Source organism: Candidatus Phytoplasma solani (assembly GCF_040126175.1).
Lineage (GTDB): Bacteria > Bacillota_I > Bacilli_A > Acholeplasmatales > Acholeplasmataceae > Phytoplasma > Phytoplasma solani_A.
Genome location: NZ_CP155828.1, coordinates 609902 through 630858, shown reverse-complemented (window position 1 = coordinate 630858; position 20957 = coordinate 609902). Strand labels below are relative to the sequence as shown.

The following is a 20957-nucleotide window of genomic DNA, read 5'->3' as shown; positions in this document are numbered from 1 at the left end:
TAATTTATTAAGAAAGGTCTTTTATGAATTTCTTTCTCTCTTTTACTTTTATTTTTATTTTTTTTAGTTTTTTTCTAGTTAAATATCAAGTTTTAAAGATTATGCTTTTGTTTTTATGGTGGATTTTTTTGGCTTATTTATTGCAGCAACAACATACTCAAATTTCTATTTTTTTTCGAGAAACACTAAAATTAACTATTTCAGAACATTTTTACTATTCTTTATTAAATTTTATTTTAACTAGTATCATTATTATCAAAGCCCCTTATATTAGAAATATTTTAAATAATTGGAACAAATATTGGAATACTAAAAGAAGAAATATTTTTATGGGAGGTGATTTCACTCAAAAAGAAATCGTGACAACTGTTATGGAACTTTCTTCGCGCAAAATAGGAGCTTTAATCACTATTGAGAAAAATAATATTTTAGAACAATATGCCCAAAAAGCCATTTTAATCAATGGTGATGTTTCCAAAGAACTTTTATTAAATATTTTTACCCCCAACACTCCTTTGCATGATGGAGCTGTTATCATTCGAGGTGATAAAATCTTGTGTGCAAGTACTTATTATACTTTATCATCAGCTGATGAAAATTTTGACAAAAAAACTGGTTCTCGTCATCGTGCTGCTTTAGGAATTAGTGAAACTACAGACAGTATGACAATTGTTGTTTCTGAAGAAACCGGTAATATTTCAATTGCTTTAGAAGGGATGATGATCAAGATCAACGAAAAAACCAAACTTCAAGAATATCTTGCTATTTTCATGAATTAAAAAAACAAGGAGGAATAAAATGAAAAAAAGAAAATTAGGTATTGTAGTGGATTCTACTTGTGGCGGTGATTATGGCAAAAATTTTTTTGAAGATGTTTCGATAGTCCCTTTAACTGTAATGGTCGATGGTAAAAGCTATGTTGATGGCACAATTGATAACGAAACATTACTTCATTTTATTGACCAAAAGAAAAAAGTAACAACTAGTCAACCCAATCCAGAATTTTTTATCCAAGCTTTTCAAAAACAATTTGCTTTAGGTTACGAACATATTTTTTGTCTTACTTTATCACATAAATTAAGTGGTACCATCAACAGCGCTCTTTTAGCTAAAAAGATGTTAAATGAAAATAGAATTACTGTGATTGACAGCGAAAGTATCGGCCCTGGGATTATTTTTGCTCTTAAAAGAATCTTTCAATTGTTAGAGCAAAATACTTTAATTAGTTATCAAGAAATGGCGCATCAGATTCAACAAGAATTAGAACAAGGTTTTTTAATATACTATATTGAAAACTTAAAAATATTAGCTCATCATGGACGCATTAGCAAATTTAAAGCTCTTATTGGCACTTTATTTAAAATCCATCCTATTGTTAAATATCAAAAAAGTGTTTTAACAATCGATAAAAAAATAAGAAACTTTCGAAAATGTTTTGATTATTTAATCCAAAGTGTTTTAAAGGAACAAACTAATGATAATATATTAGATATACAAATAGTTTACGTTGACAAAGATATTCAAGCCAAAGAACTTTTAAAAAAAATTAATGATTTAGGCTATCCTCGAATTAAAACTTCTATGTATGGAGTGATTTCGCCTGTAGTGGCAGTCAACATTGGATATAAAGCATTTGGGTTATATCTTAATAAAATTAAAATATAATGCTTATTTTTTAGCTATATTTTAATTTTATTTAACAAGATCTTTTTTTCTTTGTTTGATTTTTGTCAAAAATCAAAAGTAAAATATTTTAGATTGTTTTTTTAAAAATTTTAAGAATGATTTTTTTCTTACTAAAGTTCCAAGAATAAACTTTATTTTCATCTTATTGTTTGCTATTACAAGAATCATTATGTTTTGAAATGTTATTATCTTTTTTTGTTTTATGCTTTTGAAGAACTAAAAAGCAATCATTTTTTCAAAAAAATTAAAAAAGGAGAGGGTTAATGAATGTTTTATCAATTGAAACAAGTTGTGATGAAACAAGCGTTGCTATTTCTCAAGATGGTAAAAAAATCTTATCTAATATAGTTTTTTCTCAAATTAAAGATCATCAAATCTTTGGTGGAGTAGTCCCTGAAATAGCTTCAAGAAAGCATGTTGAGGTAATCACTTTAATTTTAGAAAAAGCTTTTAAAAAAGCTACTATGACACCTCAAGAAATTGATTTAGTAGCAGTCACTCAAGGCCCTGGTTTAATAGGATCTTTGTTGGTGGGTATCAATGCTGCTAATGTTTTTGCCTATACTTACCAAAAACCTCTTTTGGGAATCAACCATCTTTTAGGGCATCTTTATGCGGCTCAAATTGAACATCAAATCAAACCAAATGCATTAATTCTTTTAGTTTCAGGGGGCCATACCGAACTGCTTTATTTCAAAAATCATGGTCAAATTGAAGTCTTAGGAACAACTTTAGATGATGCTGTAGGGGAAGTATATGATAAAATTGCCAAAGCGCTTCATTTAGGTTATCCTGGCGGTCCTTTGATTGACAAATTAGCTAACATTGGTAAAGATACTTATCATTTCGTTAGACCTTATTTAAAAAACAACAACTTAAATTTTAGTTTTTCCGGTCTTAAAAGTTACTTAGTCAATTTATTGCTAAAACAAAATATTAATGAACTTGATATTCCTAACATATGCGCTTCTTTTCAAGCAAGCATCGTTGATGTTTTGTTTGCTAAAACCAAAAGAGCTTTAAATAAATATTCGATTCATCAATTAATCGTAACAGGGGGAGTGGCTGCGAATTCCACTTTAAGAAAAAAATTTCAAACTTCTTTTGCTGCTTTAGAAGTAATTTTCCCTAGTATTCAATATTGCACTGACCAAGCGGCTATGATAGGGATTGCTGCTTTCTATCAAAACCAAATTACTCAAGCTTTATATAAATATAATTTAACAGCTTTACCTAATTTAACTTTTTAAAGGAAATAAAAGATTTTATTTTTTCAAAGAAATTAAAAAAATTTGTTTATCTTTTAAAAAAAAGATAATTTTAAAAATAAACAATCAAATACAATTTAAACTTAAAAAAAGAGAATTTTTTTAAAAAAAATTAAAAGTTTAGAATGATTAAATTAAAGATGATATCCAAGATAGAAATTATAAAAGATGATTAATGATTAAAATATTTAATTTTTATGTAAAATAAATATGTTGTATTAAAGTATATTTGGAATATAGAAAATATTTCAAGAAAAAAATAAGGATATATAATGATAAATCAAACAGCAGAACATATTTTATTAAAATTTTTACTTTTAAATCCAAAACAATTTACTTCAATAGAAAATAAAATTCATATACATGATTTTAACGATCCTAAAGTTAAATATATTTATAATCTTTTATTGGATTTTCACAAACAAAAAAAAATTTGGGATCTTAAAAAAATTGACCTTTTTTTAACTATTATTCCTGAATTTAAACGTAAAAATGTTCAAAATTATTTAACATTAATCCTTCAAAAATCACCTTTATGCCACTTATCAGAAATAAATAATTATATTCAAAAAATTAAAAAAGATAGTTCAGAAAAAGAAATCGAACAAATTTCTCAAACAACTTCTCTTTTTGCCACTCCCAAAGATTTAATGGAAGATATTTTAAAAAAAACTATTTTTAATCCAAGTAAAAATGGATTATTGGGGTTTGATACCGGTTTTAATCAATTAAATCATGATACTTTAGGTTTTCAAAAAAAAGAATTAATTATTTTAGGAGCTCGTCCTGGAGTTGGCAAAACAACTTTAATGATGAATTTAGCTATTAACATTATTATCAAAAATTCTAATACTAAAATAGTTATTTTTAGTTTAGAAATGAGCAATACTCAATTAATCTTAAAAAGTTTAAGTTCTATTTCTAATGTTGATATGCGCCGCTTACGATTAGGAGCAGTCAGTGAAAAAGAAAAAGAAACAATCATTTATTCCTCACACACATTAGGACAATTGCGGTTATTTTTTGATGATGAATCCTCTTTAGTTTCTGAAATTGAAGTTAAATGTAATGACTTTAAACAAACTCATGGATTAGATATGGTTTTTATTGATTATTTACAGTTATTACAAGATAAACCAGTAGATAAAATTTCTAAAAAATTAAAACAATTAGCAAAAAAACTCAATATTGTTATTTTTTGTCTTGCTCAATTAAACCGAGAATCAGCGAAAAGTAGCACTCCAAGAAGACCTAAATTAACGGATTTAAAAGATACAGGAAATATTGAACAAGATGCTGATTTAGTGATGCTTTTATATTGCGAAACTAACACAATTATCAATAAATTGCCACAATTGAAATATGAGATGATTATTGCCAAAAACAGAAATGGTATTTCTAATAAAACATATCAACTTCATTTTAATAATCAAACCCAAACTTTTACAGAAAAAATAGAAAAATAATAATCAATTTCAAATTCAAAACTTTAATTTTTTATAAAAAAATTCTCATTTAATGGTAAGCTCCACGAAAAGTGAACTGATAAAGAACAACAATTTTTGAGACAAAAAAGACATGACTCAAAAAAAATCAAAAAAAATAACCATTCAAAAATAGAACGGCAATTATTTAAAATATTTTTTTTATATTCAATCGGAGATAAATAATTAAGAATTTTCATTTTTCGTTTGTAGTTATAATAATGCATATATTTATGAATAATATTTTTAACTTGATTTTCGGTTAAGTATTTCATTTTTTCGTAATGGAGAGTCTCTTTTTTTAAATTAGCCCAAAAAGTACTCCATACATGCATTTTCGGTTGGAGTTGCTTTTGCTGAAAAACTTTGATACATATTTTTATCTTTTACTGCTTTTTGATATCTTTTGGAGGTATAAATACTACCCCTATCACAATGTAGGATACAAAAATGATTTACTTTAGGAATGGGTTTGATAGTTTCTAAAATAAAATTAATGTCAGTGATAGTTGCAATGTTATAACTGATAATTTGTCGGTTGTATAAATCAAGAATAGCTGATACATAATCAATCAAGATTTTATTTCCACCAAACCCCTCCAAAAACTCTTTACTGACATTACTTATTTCAAAACCAATCAAGGTTTTTTATATTTTTCTTGTATCATTGATTCTTTCAATAACCAAATCATTGCTTCCTACATTTCAACAAGGAACCAAAACAAAGAATTAATTTTAAACACCATCAAAAAAATTACCTAAATTAAAAAAACCGTGCATCATTCACTCAGATCAAGACGCAGTTTATCAAATCACAAAAAGTCCAACAAACTTTAACGAAAAAAGGTTTTTTAATCAAGCATGTCGCGTAAAGCCACCCCATGAGACAACGCAATTATTGAAAACTTTTTTGGCCAAATGAAAAGCATTTTACAATATCAAAATCCATTTTTATTTCAAAAATCAACCGAAAAAGTTAAAAAAATAATCAATTATTACCCTAAGTTTTGGAACAAAAAATGGATTTTAGCTAAATTAAATTATTTATCTTCCTCTCAATATTCCTTAAATTTTAGATAATATTTTTTATTTAAATATTCAACCTTGAAAAAGGTTATCTTTTTGCGCATTTTTTCCACTAAATAACATAATTGCGTAAAAAAATAACTTTGTTTTTATTTTCTACATTTATTTTTAACTTTTTTTCCCTAGTTATATAGTGTAAGGGTAAAATGTTTTTGAAAAATATCTTTTGAAACTAACGAATTATCAAAAAAGTTTAGACACTTTTTTGAATGAAAACAATATTTCTTTAGTTTGAAAAGATATGAAATTATCTACTTATTTTTAAGTTTTAAAGAGTAATTTTTAAATAAAAAAATGTCCAAAAAAACGGAACAGCGCAATTTAATAGATTAAAATTAAAAAAATGTTTGGAAAAATGATGTTATTATATTTTTTTATTGGGTGATTAATTCGTCATAATTAGTAGCTTTAACTTTTACATTGGAGTCAGAACTAATTAAACGTGAAATAGGACATCTTTTGTGAGCAGATACTAAAATCACTTCAATTTCTTGCAATAACATATCTTTTATCCCTAAAATAGCAGTTGGTTTAAAATAAAAACCTTTATCGTCTTTTCCCATTTCTAAAATTATTTTAATTCTTAAATCTTTATTTTTATAACCTTTTTCTTCTAAAATTTTTTTAGAAGTTTTATACAAACAAATAGCCCAAGAAAGACAAAACAAATCTTTGGGACCTGATTGGTTTTGACTAGGTTCTAAAGCTGAAACAAGTTTTTTAGTGGTTCTATTTTTTTCTTCAAAAAAACATAAATCATTTAAATGTGGATTAAAATAAGTTGTTACCTGAAAAACAATCATTTGAAACTTTCCCCTTTTCTTATTAAAATAATATTATTTTTAGAAAGCAATAATTCACTATTTACCTATTTTATTGTAACATTAAAATTTATTGCTTTTGATAAAAAAATAATTCAAATTATAAAAACCAAATGAGTAATTTTTTTATTTATTCAAAACTAGAATTGATAATTTTTTCAACATTCAAAGCTATTTGTTGTGTTGTTTGGCCCCGATAATCATTATATTTTAATGATTTGTGAATAATGATTTCAACTTTTTTTTTTTGCCACCAAAAATAATTTTTAATTTGACTAGCTCCTTTAACGGTTAAAGGAATAATGGAAGCTTCACTTTTAAAAGATATTTTAAAAGAGCCTCTTAAAAGAGAGGTTACTTTTTCATCGTTAACATTTGTCATCCCTCCTTCAGGAAAAACAACAAGAGCCAAACCTAATTTAATTTTAGGTATTATATTGATTAAATTTTGAGATGTTTTTCTAATATTATCTCTTGATACAACCATACAATCGGAAGAATAAAAAGCTAAATCTAAAAACCACTTAGTTAAAACCGGAAAACAAAATTTATCTTTGGGAGCAAAAGCTAAAGTTCTTGGAAGTTCACTTGCGATTAGAAAAGCGTCTATATAAGATTTATGGTTAGCATAAATAATAATATTTTCTTTTAAAGGGAATAAATTTTTATTTTTAACTGTCACTTCAATTCGCAAAAAAGTTTTAATACACCGAGATAAGCTGCGAATAACAAACCCTTTAAAAGAATGATTTGGAGGAAAAAAAGACATTATCGCAAGACAAAAAACCAAAAACAAAAAAGTTATTAAAAAAGCCATCATCAAGGATAAAACAAAAACAAAAGGTAATAAAAACCACTGTTTCAATTTAAAAAAGTAGCAATTCACTAAAATCGTAGTTAAAAAAAAGATAAAAGTTAACATAATAAAAATTCCTTTTTTCTTTGATAAAGAGCAAAAATTAATTGTGTTTCAATAGTTTTTTGCACTAACTGAAACTCTTGCCAATTAACTTGTGGAAAATAAACATTTCCTTTATGTCTGTTTAAAATATGAGTAATATATAAAATATTAACAATTGGTAAAACTTGTTGATAAATTTGTCTACCACCAATGACAAAAAGATGAGAGGTTTTTTTACTGGAAAAAGTCTTTAAAAATTTTAGTAAATCAAAAACCACTTCACAATTTGGTAATTGCAAATCTTTTTTAAAAGTAGCAACATAAGTTTTTTTGAAATTAAAAGGTTTGTTTTTAAAATAACTTTTTAAAGAAAGATAAGTTTGATAACCCATTAAAACTTCTTGATTCAAAGTTATTTTTTTAAAATAATGTAAATCTTGAGGATATTTCCAAGGAAGTTTATTATCCACCCCTATTAAATAATTACTATCAAAAGCTGTAATTAAATTAATCATATAGCGATATCACCTTTCAAAACATCATCAAAAATATAATTTTTTAAAGTAAAATCACTAAATTGAAAACTATGAATATCTTTAATATTGGGGTTTAAAATCATTTGAGGTAGTTTTTTTGGAGTTCTTTTAATTTGAGTTTTTATTTGATTTAAATGATTATGATAAATATGAGCATCTCCCAAAGTGTGAATAAATTCACCAAGTTCTAAATTAGTAACCTGAGCCACCATCAAAAGCAATAAAGCATAAGAAGCAATATTAAATGGGACCCCCAAAAAAACATCACCACTTCTTTGATAAAGTTGCAAGGAAAGCTTGCCTTTTAAAACATAAAATTGCATTAAAACATGACAAGGAGGTAAAGCCATTTGATGCAAGATTGGAGGGTTCCAAGAATTAAGAATTAAACGCCTTGAATTGGGGTTATTTTTTATTTCAGAAATTAAAAAATTAATTTGGTCAAAACCGTTAAAATCGCGCCATTGCTTGCCATAAATAGGTCCTAAATTACCATGTAAAGTGGCAAAAAATGGATTATTTTTAATTTTTTGAATAAATTCTTTCATTGTTTCATTTTTAAAATGAGATGAATTTTGATATTTTTGATAAGACCATTCATTCCAAATATTAACATTGTTTTGGACTAAATAATAAATATTGGTATCCCCTTTTAAAAACCATAAAAGTTCATGAATAATAGCTTTTAAATACATTTTTTTAGTAGTTAACAATGGGAATCCATCTTGCAAACAAAAACGCATTTGATAACCAAAAATACTTTTAGTACCTGTTTTAGTGCGATTTTCTTTGTCAAATCCGTTTTTTAAAATAAAATGACATAAATCTAAATAAGTTTTCATAACTAAATACATTTCCTCAACAACAAATTTTTTTTATCTAGTTTTGAAAATAGGTTAAAAAAAATCTTATTTTAATATTTCTTTAATTGAATATTATTGTTTTTTTCTTTATTAAAGATTGTTTTTATTTTTTCATCTAATTGAGGATATATAACACATCCATACTCTTTTTGAATTGTTTGAATGTTACAAAAATAATGAAAATATGACTATATATTGAATTTTTAAAAATTTTTGTATTCGCATCTTGATCTGAAAAAGTTCAAAATATACTTTGACCCTATTTAGCTATTTTTTATGGAATGGATAGATAAATATTTTTTTCATCATTATCCTCGCACAATTTTTACAAAACATTAATTTTTTAAAAATATTTTTTTGGTTAAAGTGGATCAAGCATTGAGGATAAAAAAATAGATTTCAGGAAAATTTTAATTTCTTCTAAATATGCTTTAGTTTTTGAAATATCAATCACAAACTTAATATCATTATTAAACAAAAAAATTTAATAGCTTATGTTTTTTTGAAAGATTTATCCGAACAAACATAATAACCATTATTTTTTTGATTTTGATAATTCTTTTTGCAAAAATAATCTTGTATCTTTATCGACGGAACTAGATACTACTTTAATAAATACCATAAATTTCATAAAATAGTACTTACTCTTTTTTAAATTATTTTATATAAATTAAAAAAATAAACTATGATGAAAAAATGATGATAATTAATTAAAAATATTTTTTTGATTATTCATTAAGTATCTTTTTTAAAAAAAATTTTCTTAAAAAAGACAATCACATTTATATTATACAACTAACTTTAGAGAAATTATCTCAAAAAAATAATTAAAAATATTAAATAATTATAATTATATTCAAAAAAGATATTCATAAAATAAAAAAGTTTTTCTTTTTTATTTAGGTTAAGTTATAATATTAGTGGATTTTAAAATAATTGAAGAAAATTAAAAATTACAACAAAGTAAAATTTATTTTAAAATTGTTATAATGATCTTCAGTCTTCAAAAGGCTAAGATATTAGAAAGTTATATTAAGGAAATCATTGAATAATAATCATTACAAACCTCAAATTTTACAAAAAGGTTGGCAGTATTTTTTGAGTGTTTCATTACTAACATTGTTTATCGTAAATTATCAATTTGTTTCAGCAACTATTGAAGACAAATTAATGGATATTAGCACAATTAATAGGAATTTAGGTGTTTTTGAAAATACTCCCAACATTAAAGAAATATCAACAAGGATTAAAACATTAAATCCACAGTTCCAAAACACTAAAATAAAAAAAAATTGCAATATCAGAATTGAAACAAAAACAACAGAATTTAACCCAAAAATTTTAGAATACGAAGGGAAAGCACTTATTGAAGCCAAAGAAGATTCTAAAACCATAAAAGGTAAAATAGAACTCTTTTTTTTCATCAAACAAGAATTAAATGATTTAATTGAAAATAAAAATTTAGGTGAAATAAAATTAAATCAAGTTGATGGAAAAATTCCAAAAATAGAAGATTTAAAAACAGCTATTCTTGATTTAAATCCAAACTTAGATTTAAACGAAATTGATTTTGTTGACAAAAATTCTGAAAAATTAATTATTAAAGCAAAAGCAGTTTCTTTAAAATACAAAGGTAAAACTCAGTTTAATTATAAAATTAATAAACAAATAATTGCTCCCAAAGTTATACAAAATGCACAGAAATATTTTGAAACAAATGGAAAACAAGAATTAAAACAAAAAGAAACAACTAAAGAATTAGCTTTAAACAAAAAGTTAGAAATATCACCTTTAACATCCAATCCTGAAACAATTAATCCAAATGAAAATATCACATCAACAAATGATAGTGATAAAATTATCGATGAAAACATTCATGAAAATATCACATCAACAAATGATAGTGATAAAATTATCGATGAAAACATTCATGAAAATATCACATCAACAAATGATAGTGATGAAATTATCGATAAAAACATTCAAAACATTGGAGACGAATTAACCCCAGAAGAAAGCCCGATATTAACTTCTAAAACAACAAAAAATAATGTTAGTCAGCAAAACCACAATAAGAAATATATTGTTTACATTGTTATTGTTTTTGTTATTTGTCTTTTGTTAGTTTTATTAGGAATATTTTTTCACTCTTCCAAAAAAATAAATTACAAAAATTAACAAATGTTTAAAAGAGGTTGAAAAATCTCTTTTTTTCTTTTTTTTATAATCATAAACAAAAGCAAGTAAAAATATATAAATAAAGAAGGGAAAATAAAAATAAAATAAGTGGCTTTATCATCTTTTCAAACAAAAATAATTCACATTAAAGTATTCTTTTTTACTCTTTTTGCAATCATATTTTTTTGCTTGTTTTTCATCAAACAACCATCTTCCCAAAAAAAAGATCCTTTAACTTTCCCAGATGCAAATCATAAGATTTCTTTTGGTTTTATCAAAAATCTAATTAAAGATCCGATATCAACATTACCGAAGAGACTATTGCCATCAGAAAACAAATTACGAATAAAAAAAATAGATTTAAAAGGCGTTCGAAAAAGACAATTTTTTAAGCCTTTGGCAAATAAACATCAAAATTCACAAAAAAAAATTAATTTATTAAAAATTAATTATACCAACAATAAAACTAAAATATTAAATATTTGCAAAAAATTTGAACCTCAATTGGAATCCCAAATTAAAGAGATGAAGATTTATAATGTCTATTTAGGGAAAACAAGTGATTATAAGAAAGCTTTAGAATGGTTAAAAGCTAAATTTAATAATTTAAATTTTGTTAAAAATCTTTCTTATGGTGTTTATAATGATCAAATTAACCAATCTTATGTTTGTTTTAATTCACGTTTAAGAGATGAATTACCAGAAAAACTTTTATTAGTTTATTTTGATGAAGGAACAAGAAAAAACACCAATAATTGTTATTCCTTAGATGCTTTGAAAAGTTTAGGGAATGGGGCAAAAAATATGTATATTTTTTGGCAAGATGAAAACCATACCAAAGAACAAAACTTTTGGCAAGAAAACTTTTATACTGATCTTATTTATGAAAAAGGTTCGGGTTATCACAGTCCTTCTTATTTAAATATTAACAGCATTGTTTTAAAAAAAAAGGATAACAACGAAGTTGTTGCTATTTTTCCTATTAAATGCCAAATTAAAGCTCCTATTTCACTATATAACTATGATTTAGAATTAAGATTTCCTTATTATAAATATCAATATAAAGGTTTGTTTTGGAAAACTCGTAAAATTAAAAGAATTCAAAAAATTGATTTATACGCCAAACAAACAGGAGAAAAAAGAACCCTTTATTATGAAGATAAATTTTAAACAGCAGATTTTATTGAATCTGCTGTTTTTTTAATATTTAAATAAGTGATAAGTTTAAAATTATTATTTAGTTGAAAAAAATCTAAATATTTTAGTTTTTAATTTGACAAAAACATAAGTAAGAATGTTTACGTAGTTTTGCGCTGTTCCGTTTTTTTGGACATTTTTTTATTTAAAAATTACTCTTTAAGACTTAAAAATAAGTAGATAATTTCATATCTTTTCAAACAAACAAATTATTAAAATTACAAATAAAAAATGTCTAAACTTTTTTAAATTTGCTAGTTTCAAAAGATATTTTTTTTAAATATTACCTAAAATCCCTTCCTGGTATAAATCCTCTTTAGTCAAAACTCGCGGATAGAAATTAAATTTGTTTGATAATTTTTTTGCTAACGGATAATGAAGTTCAATTAATTGATTGCGGGCCTCTAAATTCTTTTTATTTTTTAAAAAATCTTTAAATAATTTTTGTCTTAACATTTTAATCCTTTCTAAAAACGTTTTTAGAAAAGATATGAAATTATTTTTTAGTCTTTAAAACAAAAAAAGACTAACTTAATAGTTAGTCTTAAAGAATTTTTAAAAAATAAAAAGTGTCTAAAGTTTTGGAACAGTGCATTTTCTTCTAGCAATCTTCTTTTTTGACATTTAAATTTAAATTAAAGTTAAAGTATCTTTTTTAATAAAAGCAATCGCTAAATCATTTTTGATGTCATTTTTTAAAATGTTTAATTTGGTAGTTAATTCTTCTTGAGTGACAAAAGGAAAATTAGCAAAATTCAGGGCTAAAGCAGTACTGGATTTTAAATCTTTAACTTTGACAAAAACAGGCACTTTAGAATGAAACTTAGCAAAGGCATAAGCATAAAGAAGATCATCTTCAACAACAATTGCTTGAATTTGTTCTTTCAAAGCCATCTGTATGACGCTAAAAGCTAAAAATTCGGATTTAGTTTTAGAATTATAAAAACTCGAAAATAAATCATAATCAAGATACTCTTCAGTTTTATGATTAATTTTTGCCATAAATTGAACTGCTTCTTGAGGATAAAGTCCTGAAGCTGATTCACCTGATAACATAGTAGATGTAGCTCCTTCTAAAAGAGCATTCCAAACATCACTAATTTCAGCTTTTGTGGGGCGAGGATTTCTTTGCATAGATTCTAACATTTGAGTAGCTACAATCACCGGTTTACCAGCATAAAGACATTCTTGAATGATTTGAGTTTGATATAAAGGCACTAATTCACCTGCAACTTCAATTCCTAAATCACCACGAGCAACCATTAAGCCATCAGAAACCGCTATAATTTCTTTTAAATTATCAACCCCTTCTTGGTTTTCAATTTTAGAAATAATTTTAATATCATCATTTTGTTGTTCTTTTAAAATTTTTCTTACCTCCAAAACATCAGAAGCACTTCTAACAAAAGAAAGGGCTAAAAAATCATATCTTTTTTGACAAGCAAAAGCAATATCAAGGGAATCTTTTTCAGAAATATAAGGCATTTTTAATTTGATGTTAGGAACATTAACTCCACGATGTGATTTGACAATATGAGTATTTTTGGCGCGCGTTACTAATTGACGATTTTGTTTATCTTTTTCAATTATTTCTAAAGATAAATAACCATCATCTACAAAAACAAAATCACCAACTTGAACATCATCAAAAAGCTCATAATAACTAACCGAAAATTTTTCTTTGGTGCCTATTATCTTATCAAAAACAATCCTTACTTTAGAATCTTTTTCAACTTGAACCTCTCCATCAAAAGCATGAGTTCTAATTTCAGGTCCTTTAGTATCTAACATAGTAGCTACATAAGTATTTAATTCTTGATTAATTTCTTGAATTATTTTTAAAGTTTTTTCGCTATTTTTATAATCTGCATGAGAAAAATTAAAACGAGCAACATTAAGTCCGTTTTTAATTAATTGTTTTAAAATTTCTTTACTTTGACAAGCAGGTCCTAAAGTACATACCATTTTACTTTTATTCATTCTTTTTAAATCCTTTGTTTTTAGTTTTATTTTAATCTTTGACAATCAAACTAGTTCCTGTCATTTCTTTGGGTTGGGGAATGTCAAGTAATTCTAATAAAGTAGGAGCAACATCCGATAAAGCGCCGGTTCTTAATTTAAATTTATTACCAACTATAATAAAAGGGACTAAATTAGTGGTATGAGCTGTATGTGGGTTTCCTTTTGAATCTGTCATTTGTTCGCAATTACCATGATCAGCTACAACACAAGCAATTCCTTTTATATGTAAAATAGCTGTAATGACTTCTTTTAAACATTGATCCACTACTTCAACAGCTTTAATGGTTGCATGAAGTGAACCGCTATGTCCTACCATATCAGGACTTGCAAAATTTAAAATCATAGTTTGATATTTTTGAGATAAAATAGCTTTTTTAGCAGTAGCAGTAATTTCAAAAGAACTCATTTCTGGTTTTAAATCATAAGTTTTAACTTTCGGTGAAGGAATTACAATTTTATCCATATTAGGATAATTTTCTTCTTTACCACCATCAAAAAAGAAAGTTACATGAGGATATTTTTCTGTTTCTGCAATACGTAACTGATGCAAGCCGTGATTAGCAATAACTTCTCCATAAATATTTTTTAAAGTTGTTGGTTGAAAAGCAATTTCGCCTTTGACATATTGCGAATAAAAAGTCATATTAACAGTATAAAGATTTTGCATTATTTTTTTACCTTCAAAAGGGGTTTTGTCAGGAGATTGAAAATAAGAAGTCATTTTAGGGTTGGAAAAAGCAGTAGCTAAACGTATCATACGGTCAGAACGAAAATTAACAAAAATAAGACTATCATTGTCGTTAATTAAACCATCAAGATTGACAATAAAAGGTTTAATAAATTCATCTGTTACCCCTTTTTGATAAGATTTTTCTACTCCTTTTACTGAAGAATTGACAATAGGAGCTTTACCTAGTGTTAACATATCATAAACTAAATTAATTCGTTCCCAATTATTATCACGATCTAAAGCAAAATATCTGCCACTGACAGAAGCTATTTGAAAGTCATAATCTAACATTTTTTGGATATATTTAACTCCTGAATGAGGGTCATCATCTCTACCATCGGTAAAAGCATGTAAATAAGTTCGATCTGCCATTTGATGTTTTTTCATTAAATCTAACAAAGCTTTAAAATGAGATAAGTGAGCGTGCACTCCCCCTTCAGAAATTAACCCTAACAAATGTATTTTACTGTTATTTTTTTTGGCGTGTTCAATTGCTTTTAAAAATTTTTCATTTTGAAAAAAAGATTGATCGCGAATTGATTTATTAATTTGTGTTAAATATTGATTTACAACCCTTCCAGCTCCTAAATTTAAGTGTCCAACTTCACTATTGCCCATTTGCCCTTCAGGAAGTCCTACCGATTCTCCTGAAGCTTGAAGTGTTGTGTGACAAAAATTTTTTAAAAGATAATCAAGATATGGAGTTTTAGCTAAATAAAAAGAATTATTTTTTTTTGATTCTGATATACCCAAACCATCTAAAATCAGTAAAGCAACAAATTTATTCATTTGAAATTCTTTCCTTAATTGCTTAAAATTTTTTTATTTTTTTAAATTATAAAAAGCTTTTAGTCCTAAATAAGATGGCTGAACCATGTTTTTTTCAATTCGCAATAACTGGTTGTATTTAGCAATTCGGTCAGTACGAGAACAAGAACCAGTTTTAATTTGGCCAGTATTCATAGCTACAGCTAAATCAGCAATGGTAGTATCTTCTGTCTCACCACTACGATGAGAAATAACAGCAGTATAAGAGGCAATTTTAGCCATTTCAATCGCTTCTAAAGTTTCTGTCAAAGTTCCTATTTGATTTAACTTAATTAAAACCGAATTGGCAATTTTTTTGTCAATTCCTTCTTTTATTTTTTTAGTGTTTGTGACAAATAAATCATCACCAACTAATTGAATTTTTGCACCTAATTTTTGAGTCAACAATTTCCAACCATCCCAATCGTTTTGGTCAAGACCGTCCTCAATCGAAAGAATTGGATATTTATCGACTAAAGTTTGATAATAAGAAATTAATTCTTCGCTAGTGAAAGTTTTGTTATTTTCTGAAGCTAAAAGATATTTTCTATTTTTTGGATCATAAAATTCAGAAGCTGCAACATCCATCCCTAAAAAAATATCTTTACCAGGAATAAAACCAGCACTTTTAATTGCTTCTAAAATAATTTTTAATGCTTCTTCGTTGGAACTTAAATTAGGAGCATATCCACCTTCGTCACCCACTGTAGTAGGTAAACCTTTGTTTTTTAAAATTTTTCCTAAATGATGAAAAACTTCAACTCCATAACGTAAAGCTTCTTTAAAACTAGGAGCTCCAGTTGGCAAAATCATAAACTCTTGAAAATCAACACTATTAGAAGCATGAACCCCACCATTAATTACATTCATCATAGGAACTGGCATTTGCTTTGGCGAAATCCCTGCGATATATTCATAAAGTTCTAACCCTAAAAAATCGGCAGCTGCCCTTGCACAAGCTAAAGAAACACCTAAAATAGCGTTAGCTCCTAATTTAGATTTGTTAGGAGTACCATCAAGTTTAATTAAGTTTTGGTCAATTAAAGTTTGGTCTAAAATAGAAATATCTTGTAAATTTGGGCCAATAATTTCAACCACATTTTTAACTGCTTTCAAAACTCCTTTTCCTAAAAATCTTTTGGAATCACAATCTCTTAATTCAACAGCTTCATACTCTCCGGTTGAAGCACCTGAAGGAATTAACGATCTCCCTTTAGCTCCTGATAAAGTAATTACTTCAACCTCAATTGTTGGATTTCCTCTTGAATCTAGAATTTCCAAAGCATTTATCATTTTAATGTATGGCATAAATTCTCCTTATTTTTATATTTAACTAACACATTTGATAACCAATAAATATTATAATACTTTTTTTACTGTAAAAGATATTTTAATACTCAAAAAAAGTAAACAAAAAAAACAGCAACCACTCTAAAACAAAAAATTAAGCTAAACAGTGTATTTTAATTTAATAAATTGTTTAGCTTTTTTATTTTTTATAAATTCTTTTAAAAACATTTTGTCAATTTCCATCATTTTTTCTATTGGTAAATCTTTTTCTTCAAACCACTTTAAACTTTTAACTTCTGTTTTTTGAGCCTTGATTTTTCCTTCTGTTGCAGTAACTACAAAACCCAAAACAATAGGATAAATAATATCACCATTAGGGTAAATGATTTTTATTTTTTCGCCTGAATAAGTTTTAAAAGAGTGTATTTCTAATGCTTTTAAATTAGTTTCTTCTTTTAATTCTCTTAATGCAGTTTCTTTACCTGTTTCTCCTAAATCCATCGCTCCACCATGAAGACCCCAAATTTTAAAATCATTTCTAAATTGCAATAAATATTTTTCATTTTCGTAAACAATAATTGAAGCTCCTGGTGAAAATAAAGGTTCATGACGTATTTTTTCAAAATAATTTTATTAATAATGTTGACATAAATATTTTTTTATGTTATATTGTTTGTAATATGGTAAATGAATATTTGATTAATTTATGAAAAGATTATTTTTTTATCAATATTTTTTCTAGTGGTTATATTGTTGTGTTATTTTTACTTATTAATATAAATATAAAAAAATATTAAGAGGAAAAAGGTTATAAATAATTATGTTTTATCTAGTGGAAATAAAAAGTTTACAAAAAAATTTAATGATAAATTTGTTTTAAAAGACATCAACTTAAAAATCAAAGATAAAGAAACTATAACTATTATTGGGCACTCTGGTTCTGGGAAATCAACTTTATTAAGATGTCTTAATTTATTAGAAAAACCCGATGAAGGAATTATTTTAATTGATAATCAAAATATTTTAAATAACAATATATCTTTATCTCAATTAAGAACTAAAGTTGGTATGGTGTTTCAAAGTTTTAATTTATTTGAAGGAAGAAGTGTTTTAGAAAATTGTTGTTTGGCACCAACAAAAGTTTTAAAACTAAGCTGTGAACAAGCAGAAAAAAGAGCTTTAGAAAAATTAAAAGAGGTTGGTTTAGAAAATTTTGTCAATTATCCAGTAGAAGTTTTATCAAACGGTCAAAAACAACGAGTTGCTATTGCTCATACGGATAGATGAATTGCGCCTCAATAATGGGATTTGTTTTTCCATTATATCTACTACAATCCGCCCCCGTCCAAACCGTACGAGCAAGTTTCCAAGCATACGGCTTTCCATAATTTACTCTCTTTCCAGAACTAATTTCACCTTGCGGCTGATTAGCTATTTATTCTTATTGTTCTTTTACTTTTTTTATTTAATCTGATGTCATGCATTTGTTGGTTTGTTATTTTACGATGACAACCCATACATAACACTTTTGTACTTTTATTCACCATACTTTTGCGATTCGCGTTGCGGACCGTTCCAATATGATGAATGTGGAGTTGGGTTGTTTTGCCGCACTTTTCACAACATTCCGCTTTAAGACGGTCGGTTAGATTCGTACGGCCTTGGAATATAAATGAGTTGATGGTAATATCAGGATTTTCCTTATAGCTACGCATTTTCTTGATTTTATCCCAAGAGTAAACAATCCATGATTCATACTTGGTTTTCCCTTTATTAATATAAGGGATGGCCCAAGTTGAGCCTCTACTAAATTTCTTTCGAACTCTGGCAAGTGACGTTTTCCGTTTTCTTGCCAAGGTTTTCAAACAACTATATTCAGCTAGATAGGTTAGATGGGTTAATGCATTTAGATTGTTAGCTAAGCAAAAGTATTGGATGATTCCACATACGATTGTTTTATAAGTGCGTATTATTTCTAATTCGTCCCTACTTGCTAATGTTTCATCATGCTTAATCTTTTCTCTTTTTAACCAATTGTATTCATATCCATATTCTTTGGCTTTTGCTTTGGGAACTTGGATTTGTACCCGACCGTTTAGGGATTTTTTGTGGGTTTTCTTGGTGAGTTTGCTACTGGTTGGTTTTACCTTAATCATGTAGGATAGAAACCTTGTGCCCTTGTTGGCTTTTACAATTTTTGATTTATTTTTACTAATTGTTAGTTTTAAATCTTGTTCTAGCCATTGAGTCACTTGGTTTTTAATAGTTTCAGCTTTGTCATATTTTCCTTTAATTCCTATGATAAAATCATCGGCATATCGGATATATTCAACTCTTGTTTTTGGATTTAGGTTAATTTGTCTATCAATCCCCAGTTTATGATGCATTCCTTGATGGTATGCTTTTCCATATTCTGGGTTTGCTTTCCTTATTGGTGTTCCTTCTTTAATTAGTTCATCCATTTTAAGGTCAATGTAATGTAAATATACATTCGCCAACAAAGGGGAAATAATTCCTCCTTGGGGAGAACCAGATAAAGATTCATATTTGATACCGTCTTTCATAAATCCAGCTTTTAACCATTTATGAATGGTTGCAAGGGTTTTGTTCTTTTTGATGAACTGATTTAAAGTTCTCATAAGAATTTCATGGTTGATAGTATCAAAATAACCTTTCAGGTCAATTTTGATAATGTAATCAATTCCCGTAAATCTTTGTCTGACGCGTTTTATTGCGTCGTGACAAGATTTTTTGGTTCTAAATCCAAAGCTCCATTCTGAAAAGATTTTTTCAAAGTATGGATTTAAGAGTTGTTCGAGACCTTTTTGTATCAACCTATCTTTTATGGTAGGTATTCCAAGAGGTCTAACCTTATCGTTGTCTTTGGGAATGAGTATTCTTTTAACAGGGTTCGGATTGTAACAGTTATTGACATATTCCTTGTGGTATCTTTCTAGTTTTCCTAAATTGATACCGTCAATGGTTTTATTGTCAATTCCTGGTGTACCCGCACCTTTGTTTGCGGCGATTCTGTTGAACGCCGTTAACGTATTATGAAAGTTATTCATTCCTTGCTGTAATTCCCTTTTTAAAGGATAGTTGTTTGTGGAACAATATTGAATCTTATTCAATGTTCGCGAAAGCTTAGTTTCTAGTGATACAGTTGTTGACATAATTTATCAACTCCCCTCTTGATTACATTGAATAAATAATAAATTACTGACTTCTTTTGCCCTATGAGGGTTGTTAACCTTCTTCTTGGGAGGTCGATTATCTTAGTTATTCCAAACTAAGTTTTACTTCTCCGACTACTAAAAAGTCTCTTTATCCTTGAGCGTCTTAGCATTTATTCCTTGACCTGTTAATTAAATAACTTGCTTTTAGGATTCTCCAAGTTACTCTAAATATCTACCTTTGTCCTTTAGGTGAAGTAACCGCTTATGTTTTAATGTCTTTCCTGACTGTCGGTGAGATTCCAGGTTGTTTTTGTTGATAAACTATCCAATACAAGCGTTATATATTGATAGACTCTGGACTATACGGTTTCGGTAGTTTGCGTACTAGGTTAACAAATTACATCTGCTTTTCTTCTTAGGCCATTGCAGGCTTATCCATGGGACAATTTGGTGGCGGTATCATCTTGACTAACTAACTTCGTCTCAACCCGCTTTGATAGTCTGCTGTAACCCATGATTCTTTCGTTTAACGGACCGACTATCTCCTTTCAGTGTTTATCGCACTGGTTATTGGTTAGATAACACGATATTTAGGCATCTTTGGCGCCCACGCTTTATGTATGAAACCGCAAATTCTTTTGTTAGATGAACCAACTTCAGCATTAGATCCTGATTCTACCCAAGAAGTCTTAAAAACTTTACAAAAATTATCTAACAATAAAAAAATAACTTTGGTAATTATAACACATGAAATGCGTTTTGCCAAAAAAATTTCTAATACAATTTGTTTTTTAGAAAAAGGGAAAATAGTGGAAAAAGGGGAACCTCAAGAAATTTTTGAAACCAATAAATATCCCAAATCAAAAGCTTTTTTTGAAGAATTTTAATTTTTTGTCTTTCCGTTTTATTTTT

The 20957-nt window shown here is 26.8% G+C and carries 19 protein-coding genes and 2 pseudogenes; 9 read left to right on the top strand and 12 right to left on the bottom strand.

Annotated features, from left to right (window positions below):
• Window positions 1-128: 128 nt before the first annotated feature.
• The 4 genes from PSOL_RS03050 to PSOL_RS03035 all read left to right on the top strand — a co-directional run bounded on the left by PSOL_RS03050 (window position 129) and on the right by PSOL_RS03035 (window position 4420).
• Window positions 129-779 (top strand): diadenylate cyclase, encoded by a 651-nt coding sequence (locus tag PSOL_RS03050; RefSeq protein WP_349401892.1) that lies wholly within the window; start codon window positions 129-131, stop codon window positions 777-779.
• A 19-nt stretch (window positions 780-798) separates the two neighbouring features.
• A complete protein-coding gene (locus PSOL_RS03045; protein ID WP_349401891.1) occupies window positions 799-1665 on the top strand; it encodes a DegV family protein in 867 nt (288 codons plus the stop codon).
• 284 nt (window positions 1666-1949) lie between these two features.
• Window positions 1950-2936 carry a tRNA (adenosine(37)-N6)-threonylcarbamoyltransferase complex transferase subunit TsaD gene (gene tsaD, locus PSOL_RS03040; protein ID WP_349401890.1) on the top strand — a complete coding sequence of 329 codons (987 nt, stop codon included), beginning with the start codon at window positions 1950-1952 and terminating at the stop codon, window positions 2934-2936.
• 290 nt (window positions 2937-3226) lie between these two features.
• Window positions 3227-4420: a replicative DNA helicase gene (locus PSOL_RS03035; RefSeq protein WP_349401889.1), complete on the top strand. Its 1194-nt coding sequence runs from the start codon at window positions 3227-3229 to the stop codon at window positions 4418-4420.
• Between the two features lie 23 nt (window positions 4421-4443).
• Here the strand turns inward: PSOL_RS03035 and PSOL_RS03030 are convergent, their stop codons facing one another.
• Together PSOL_RS03030 and PSOL_RS03025 are read right to left on the bottom strand one after the other, a co-directional pair.
• Window positions 4444-4713: an IS3 family transposase gene (locus PSOL_RS03030; RefSeq protein ID WP_349402223.1), complete on the bottom strand. Its 270-nt coding sequence runs from the start codon at window positions 4711-4713 to the stop codon at window positions 4444-4446.
• A gap of 31 nt (window positions 4714-4744) precedes the next feature.
• Window positions 4745-5014 carry a hypothetical protein gene (locus PSOL_RS03025; protein ID WP_349401888.1) on the bottom strand — a complete coding sequence of 90 codons (270 nt, stop codon included), beginning with the start codon at window positions 5012-5014 and terminating at the stop codon, window positions 4745-4747.
• On the opposite strand from PSOL_RS03025, the pseudogene PSOL_RS03020 reads away from it, so the two are divergent.
• Window positions 5003-5518 (top strand): annotated as a pseudogene (locus PSOL_RS03020) (transposase); the annotation flags it as partial. The gene PSOL_RS03025 and the pseudogene PSOL_RS03020 overlap by 12 nt on opposite strands.
• A gap of 380 nt (window positions 5519-5898) precedes the next feature.
• Here PSOL_RS03020 and PSOL_RS03015 read toward each other — a convergent pair.
• From PSOL_RS03015 to PSOL_RS03000, 4 genes are all read right to left on the bottom strand, one after another.
• On the bottom strand, window positions 5899-6327 hold the full coding sequence (locus PSOL_RS03015; RefSeq protein WP_349401887.1) for an OsmC family protein: 429 nt from the start codon (window positions 6325-6327) through the stop codon (window positions 5899-5901).
• A 148-nt stretch (window positions 6328-6475) separates the two neighbouring features.
• Window positions 6476-7210 (bottom strand): lysophospholipid acyltransferase family protein, encoded by a 735-nt coding sequence (locus tag PSOL_RS03010; RefSeq protein ID WP_349401886.1) that lies wholly within the window; start codon window positions 7208-7210, stop codon window positions 6476-6478.
• Between the two features lie 50 nt (window positions 7211-7260).
• Window positions 7261-7761: a dihydrofolate reductase gene (locus PSOL_RS03005; protein ID WP_349401885.1), complete on the bottom strand. Its 501-nt coding sequence runs from the start codon at window positions 7759-7761 to the stop codon at window positions 7261-7263.
• The gene (locus PSOL_RS03000; RefSeq protein ID WP_349401884.1) at window positions 7758-8624 is read right to left on the bottom strand and encodes a thymidylate synthase; all 867 of its coding nucleotides are present in this window, start codon (window positions 8622-8624) and stop codon (window positions 7758-7760) included. Before PSOL_RS03000 ends, PSOL_RS03005 begins: the two co-directional genes overlap by 4 nt.
• Before the next feature lie 1065 nt (window positions 8625-9689).
• Here PSOL_RS03000 and PSOL_RS02995 point away from each other — a divergent pair.
• Together PSOL_RS02995 and PSOL_RS02990 are read left to right on the top strand one after the other, a co-directional pair.
• Entirely contained in the window at window positions 9690-10823 is a 1134-nt protein-coding gene (locus PSOL_RS02995; RefSeq protein ID WP_349401883.1) for a hypothetical protein, read from the top strand.
• Window positions 10824-11012: 189 nt separating this feature from the next.
• On the top strand, window positions 11013-11993 hold the full coding sequence (locus tag PSOL_RS02990) for a hypothetical protein (RefSeq protein WP_349401882.1): 981 nt from the start codon (window positions 11013-11015) through the stop codon (window positions 11991-11993).
• A 306-nt stretch (window positions 11994-12299) separates the two neighbouring features.
• On the opposite strand, the pseudogene PSOL_RS02985 reads toward PSOL_RS02990, so the two are convergent.
• From PSOL_RS02985 to PSOL_RS02965, 5 genes and pseudogenes are all read right to left on the bottom strand, one after another.
• Window positions 12300-12476 (bottom strand): annotated as a pseudogene (locus PSOL_RS02985) (sigma-70 family RNA polymerase sigma factor); the annotation flags it as partial.
• Window positions 12477-12650: 174 nt separating this feature from the next.
• Window positions 12651-14000, bottom strand: a complete 1350-nt coding sequence (gene pyk / locus PSOL_RS02980; protein ID WP_349401881.1) for a pyruvate kinase — start codon at window positions 13998-14000, stop codon at window positions 12651-12653.
• A 31-nt stretch (window positions 14001-14031) separates the two neighbouring features.
• The gene (gpmI, locus tag PSOL_RS02975; RefSeq protein ID WP_349401880.1) at window positions 14032-15561 is read right to left on the bottom strand and encodes a 2,3-bisphosphoglycerate-independent phosphoglycerate mutase; all 1530 of its coding nucleotides are present in this window, start codon (window positions 15559-15561) and stop codon (window positions 14032-14034) included.
• A gap of 33 nt (window positions 15562-15594) precedes the next feature.
• Entirely contained in the window at window positions 15595-16887 is a 1293-nt protein-coding gene (eno, locus tag PSOL_RS02970; RefSeq protein ID WP_349401879.1) for a phosphopyruvate hydratase, read from the bottom strand.
• A 141-nt stretch (window positions 16888-17028) separates the two neighbouring features.
• Entirely contained in the window at window positions 17029-17484 is a 456-nt protein-coding gene (locus tag PSOL_RS02965) for an NUDIX domain-containing protein (RefSeq protein WP_349402222.1), read from the bottom strand.
• Window positions 17485-17661: 177 nt separating this feature from the next.
• Here PSOL_RS02965 and PSOL_RS02960 point away from each other — a divergent pair, with 177 nt between their 5' ends.
• Window positions 17662-18156 (top strand): ATP-binding cassette domain-containing protein, encoded by a 495-nt coding sequence (locus PSOL_RS02960; protein ID WP_349402221.1) that lies wholly within the window; start codon window positions 17662-17664, stop codon window positions 18154-18156.
• A 140-nt stretch (window positions 18157-18296) separates the two neighbouring features.
• Here the strand turns inward: PSOL_RS02960 and ltrA are convergent, their stop codons facing one another.
• Complete coding sequence (ltrA, locus tag PSOL_RS02955; RefSeq protein ID WP_349401878.1) at window positions 18297-20042, bottom strand: group II intron reverse transcriptase/maturase; 1746 nt, start codon at window positions 20040-20042, stop codon at window positions 18297-18299.
• A 581-nt stretch (window positions 20043-20623) separates the two neighbouring features.
• Here ltrA and PSOL_RS02950 point away from each other — a divergent pair.
• Window positions 20624-20932, top strand: a complete 309-nt coding sequence (locus PSOL_RS02950) for an AAA family ATPase (RefSeq protein ID WP_349402220.1) — start codon at window positions 20624-20626, stop codon at window positions 20930-20932.
• Window positions 20933-20957 lie beyond the last annotated feature (25 nt).

What these genes read in the sequence shown, in the direction of transcription:
- PSOL_RS03045 (WP_349401891.1), top strand. Translation starts at nt 799, where the DNA reads ATGAAAAAAAGAAAATTAGGTATTGTAGTGGATTCTACTTGTGGCGGT.
- tsaD (WP_349401890.1), top strand. Translation starts at nt 1,950, where the DNA reads ATGAATGTTTTATCAATTGAAACAAGTTGTGATGAAACAAGCGTTGCT.
- PSOL_RS03035 (WP_349401889.1), top strand. Translation starts at nt 3,227, where the DNA reads ATGATAAATCAAACAGCAGAACATATTTTATTAAAATTTTTACTTTTA.
- PSOL_RS03030 (WP_349402223.1), bottom strand. Translation starts at nt 4,713, where the DNA reads ATGAAATACTTAACCGAAAATCAAGTTAAAAATATTATTCATAAATAT.
- PSOL_RS03015 (WP_349401887.1), bottom strand. Translation starts at nt 6,327, where the DNA reads ATGATTGTTTTTCAGGTAACAACTTATTTTAATCCACATTTAAATGAT.
- PSOL_RS03005 (WP_349401885.1), bottom strand. Translation starts at nt 7,761, where the DNA reads ATGATTAATTTAATTACAGCTTTTGATAGTAATTATTTAATAGGGGTG.
- PSOL_RS03000 (WP_349401884.1), bottom strand. Translation starts at nt 8,624, where the DNA reads ATGAAAACTTATTTAGATTTATGTCATTTTATTTTAAAAAACGGATTT.
- pyk (WP_349401881.1), bottom strand. Translation starts at nt 14,000, where the DNA reads ATGAATAAAAGTAAAATGGTATGTACTTTAGGACCTGCTTGTCAAAGT.
- gpmI (WP_349401880.1), bottom strand. Translation starts at nt 15,561, where the DNA reads ATGAATAAATTTGTTGCTTTACTGATTTTAGATGGTTTGGGTATATCA.
- eno (WP_349401879.1), bottom strand. Translation starts at nt 16,887, where the DNA reads ATGCCATACATTAAAATGATAAATGCTTTGGAAATTCTAGATTCAAGA.
- ltrA (WP_349401878.1), bottom strand. Translation starts at nt 20,042, where the DNA reads ATGTCAACAACTGTATCACTAGAAACTAAGCTTTCGCGAACATTGAAT.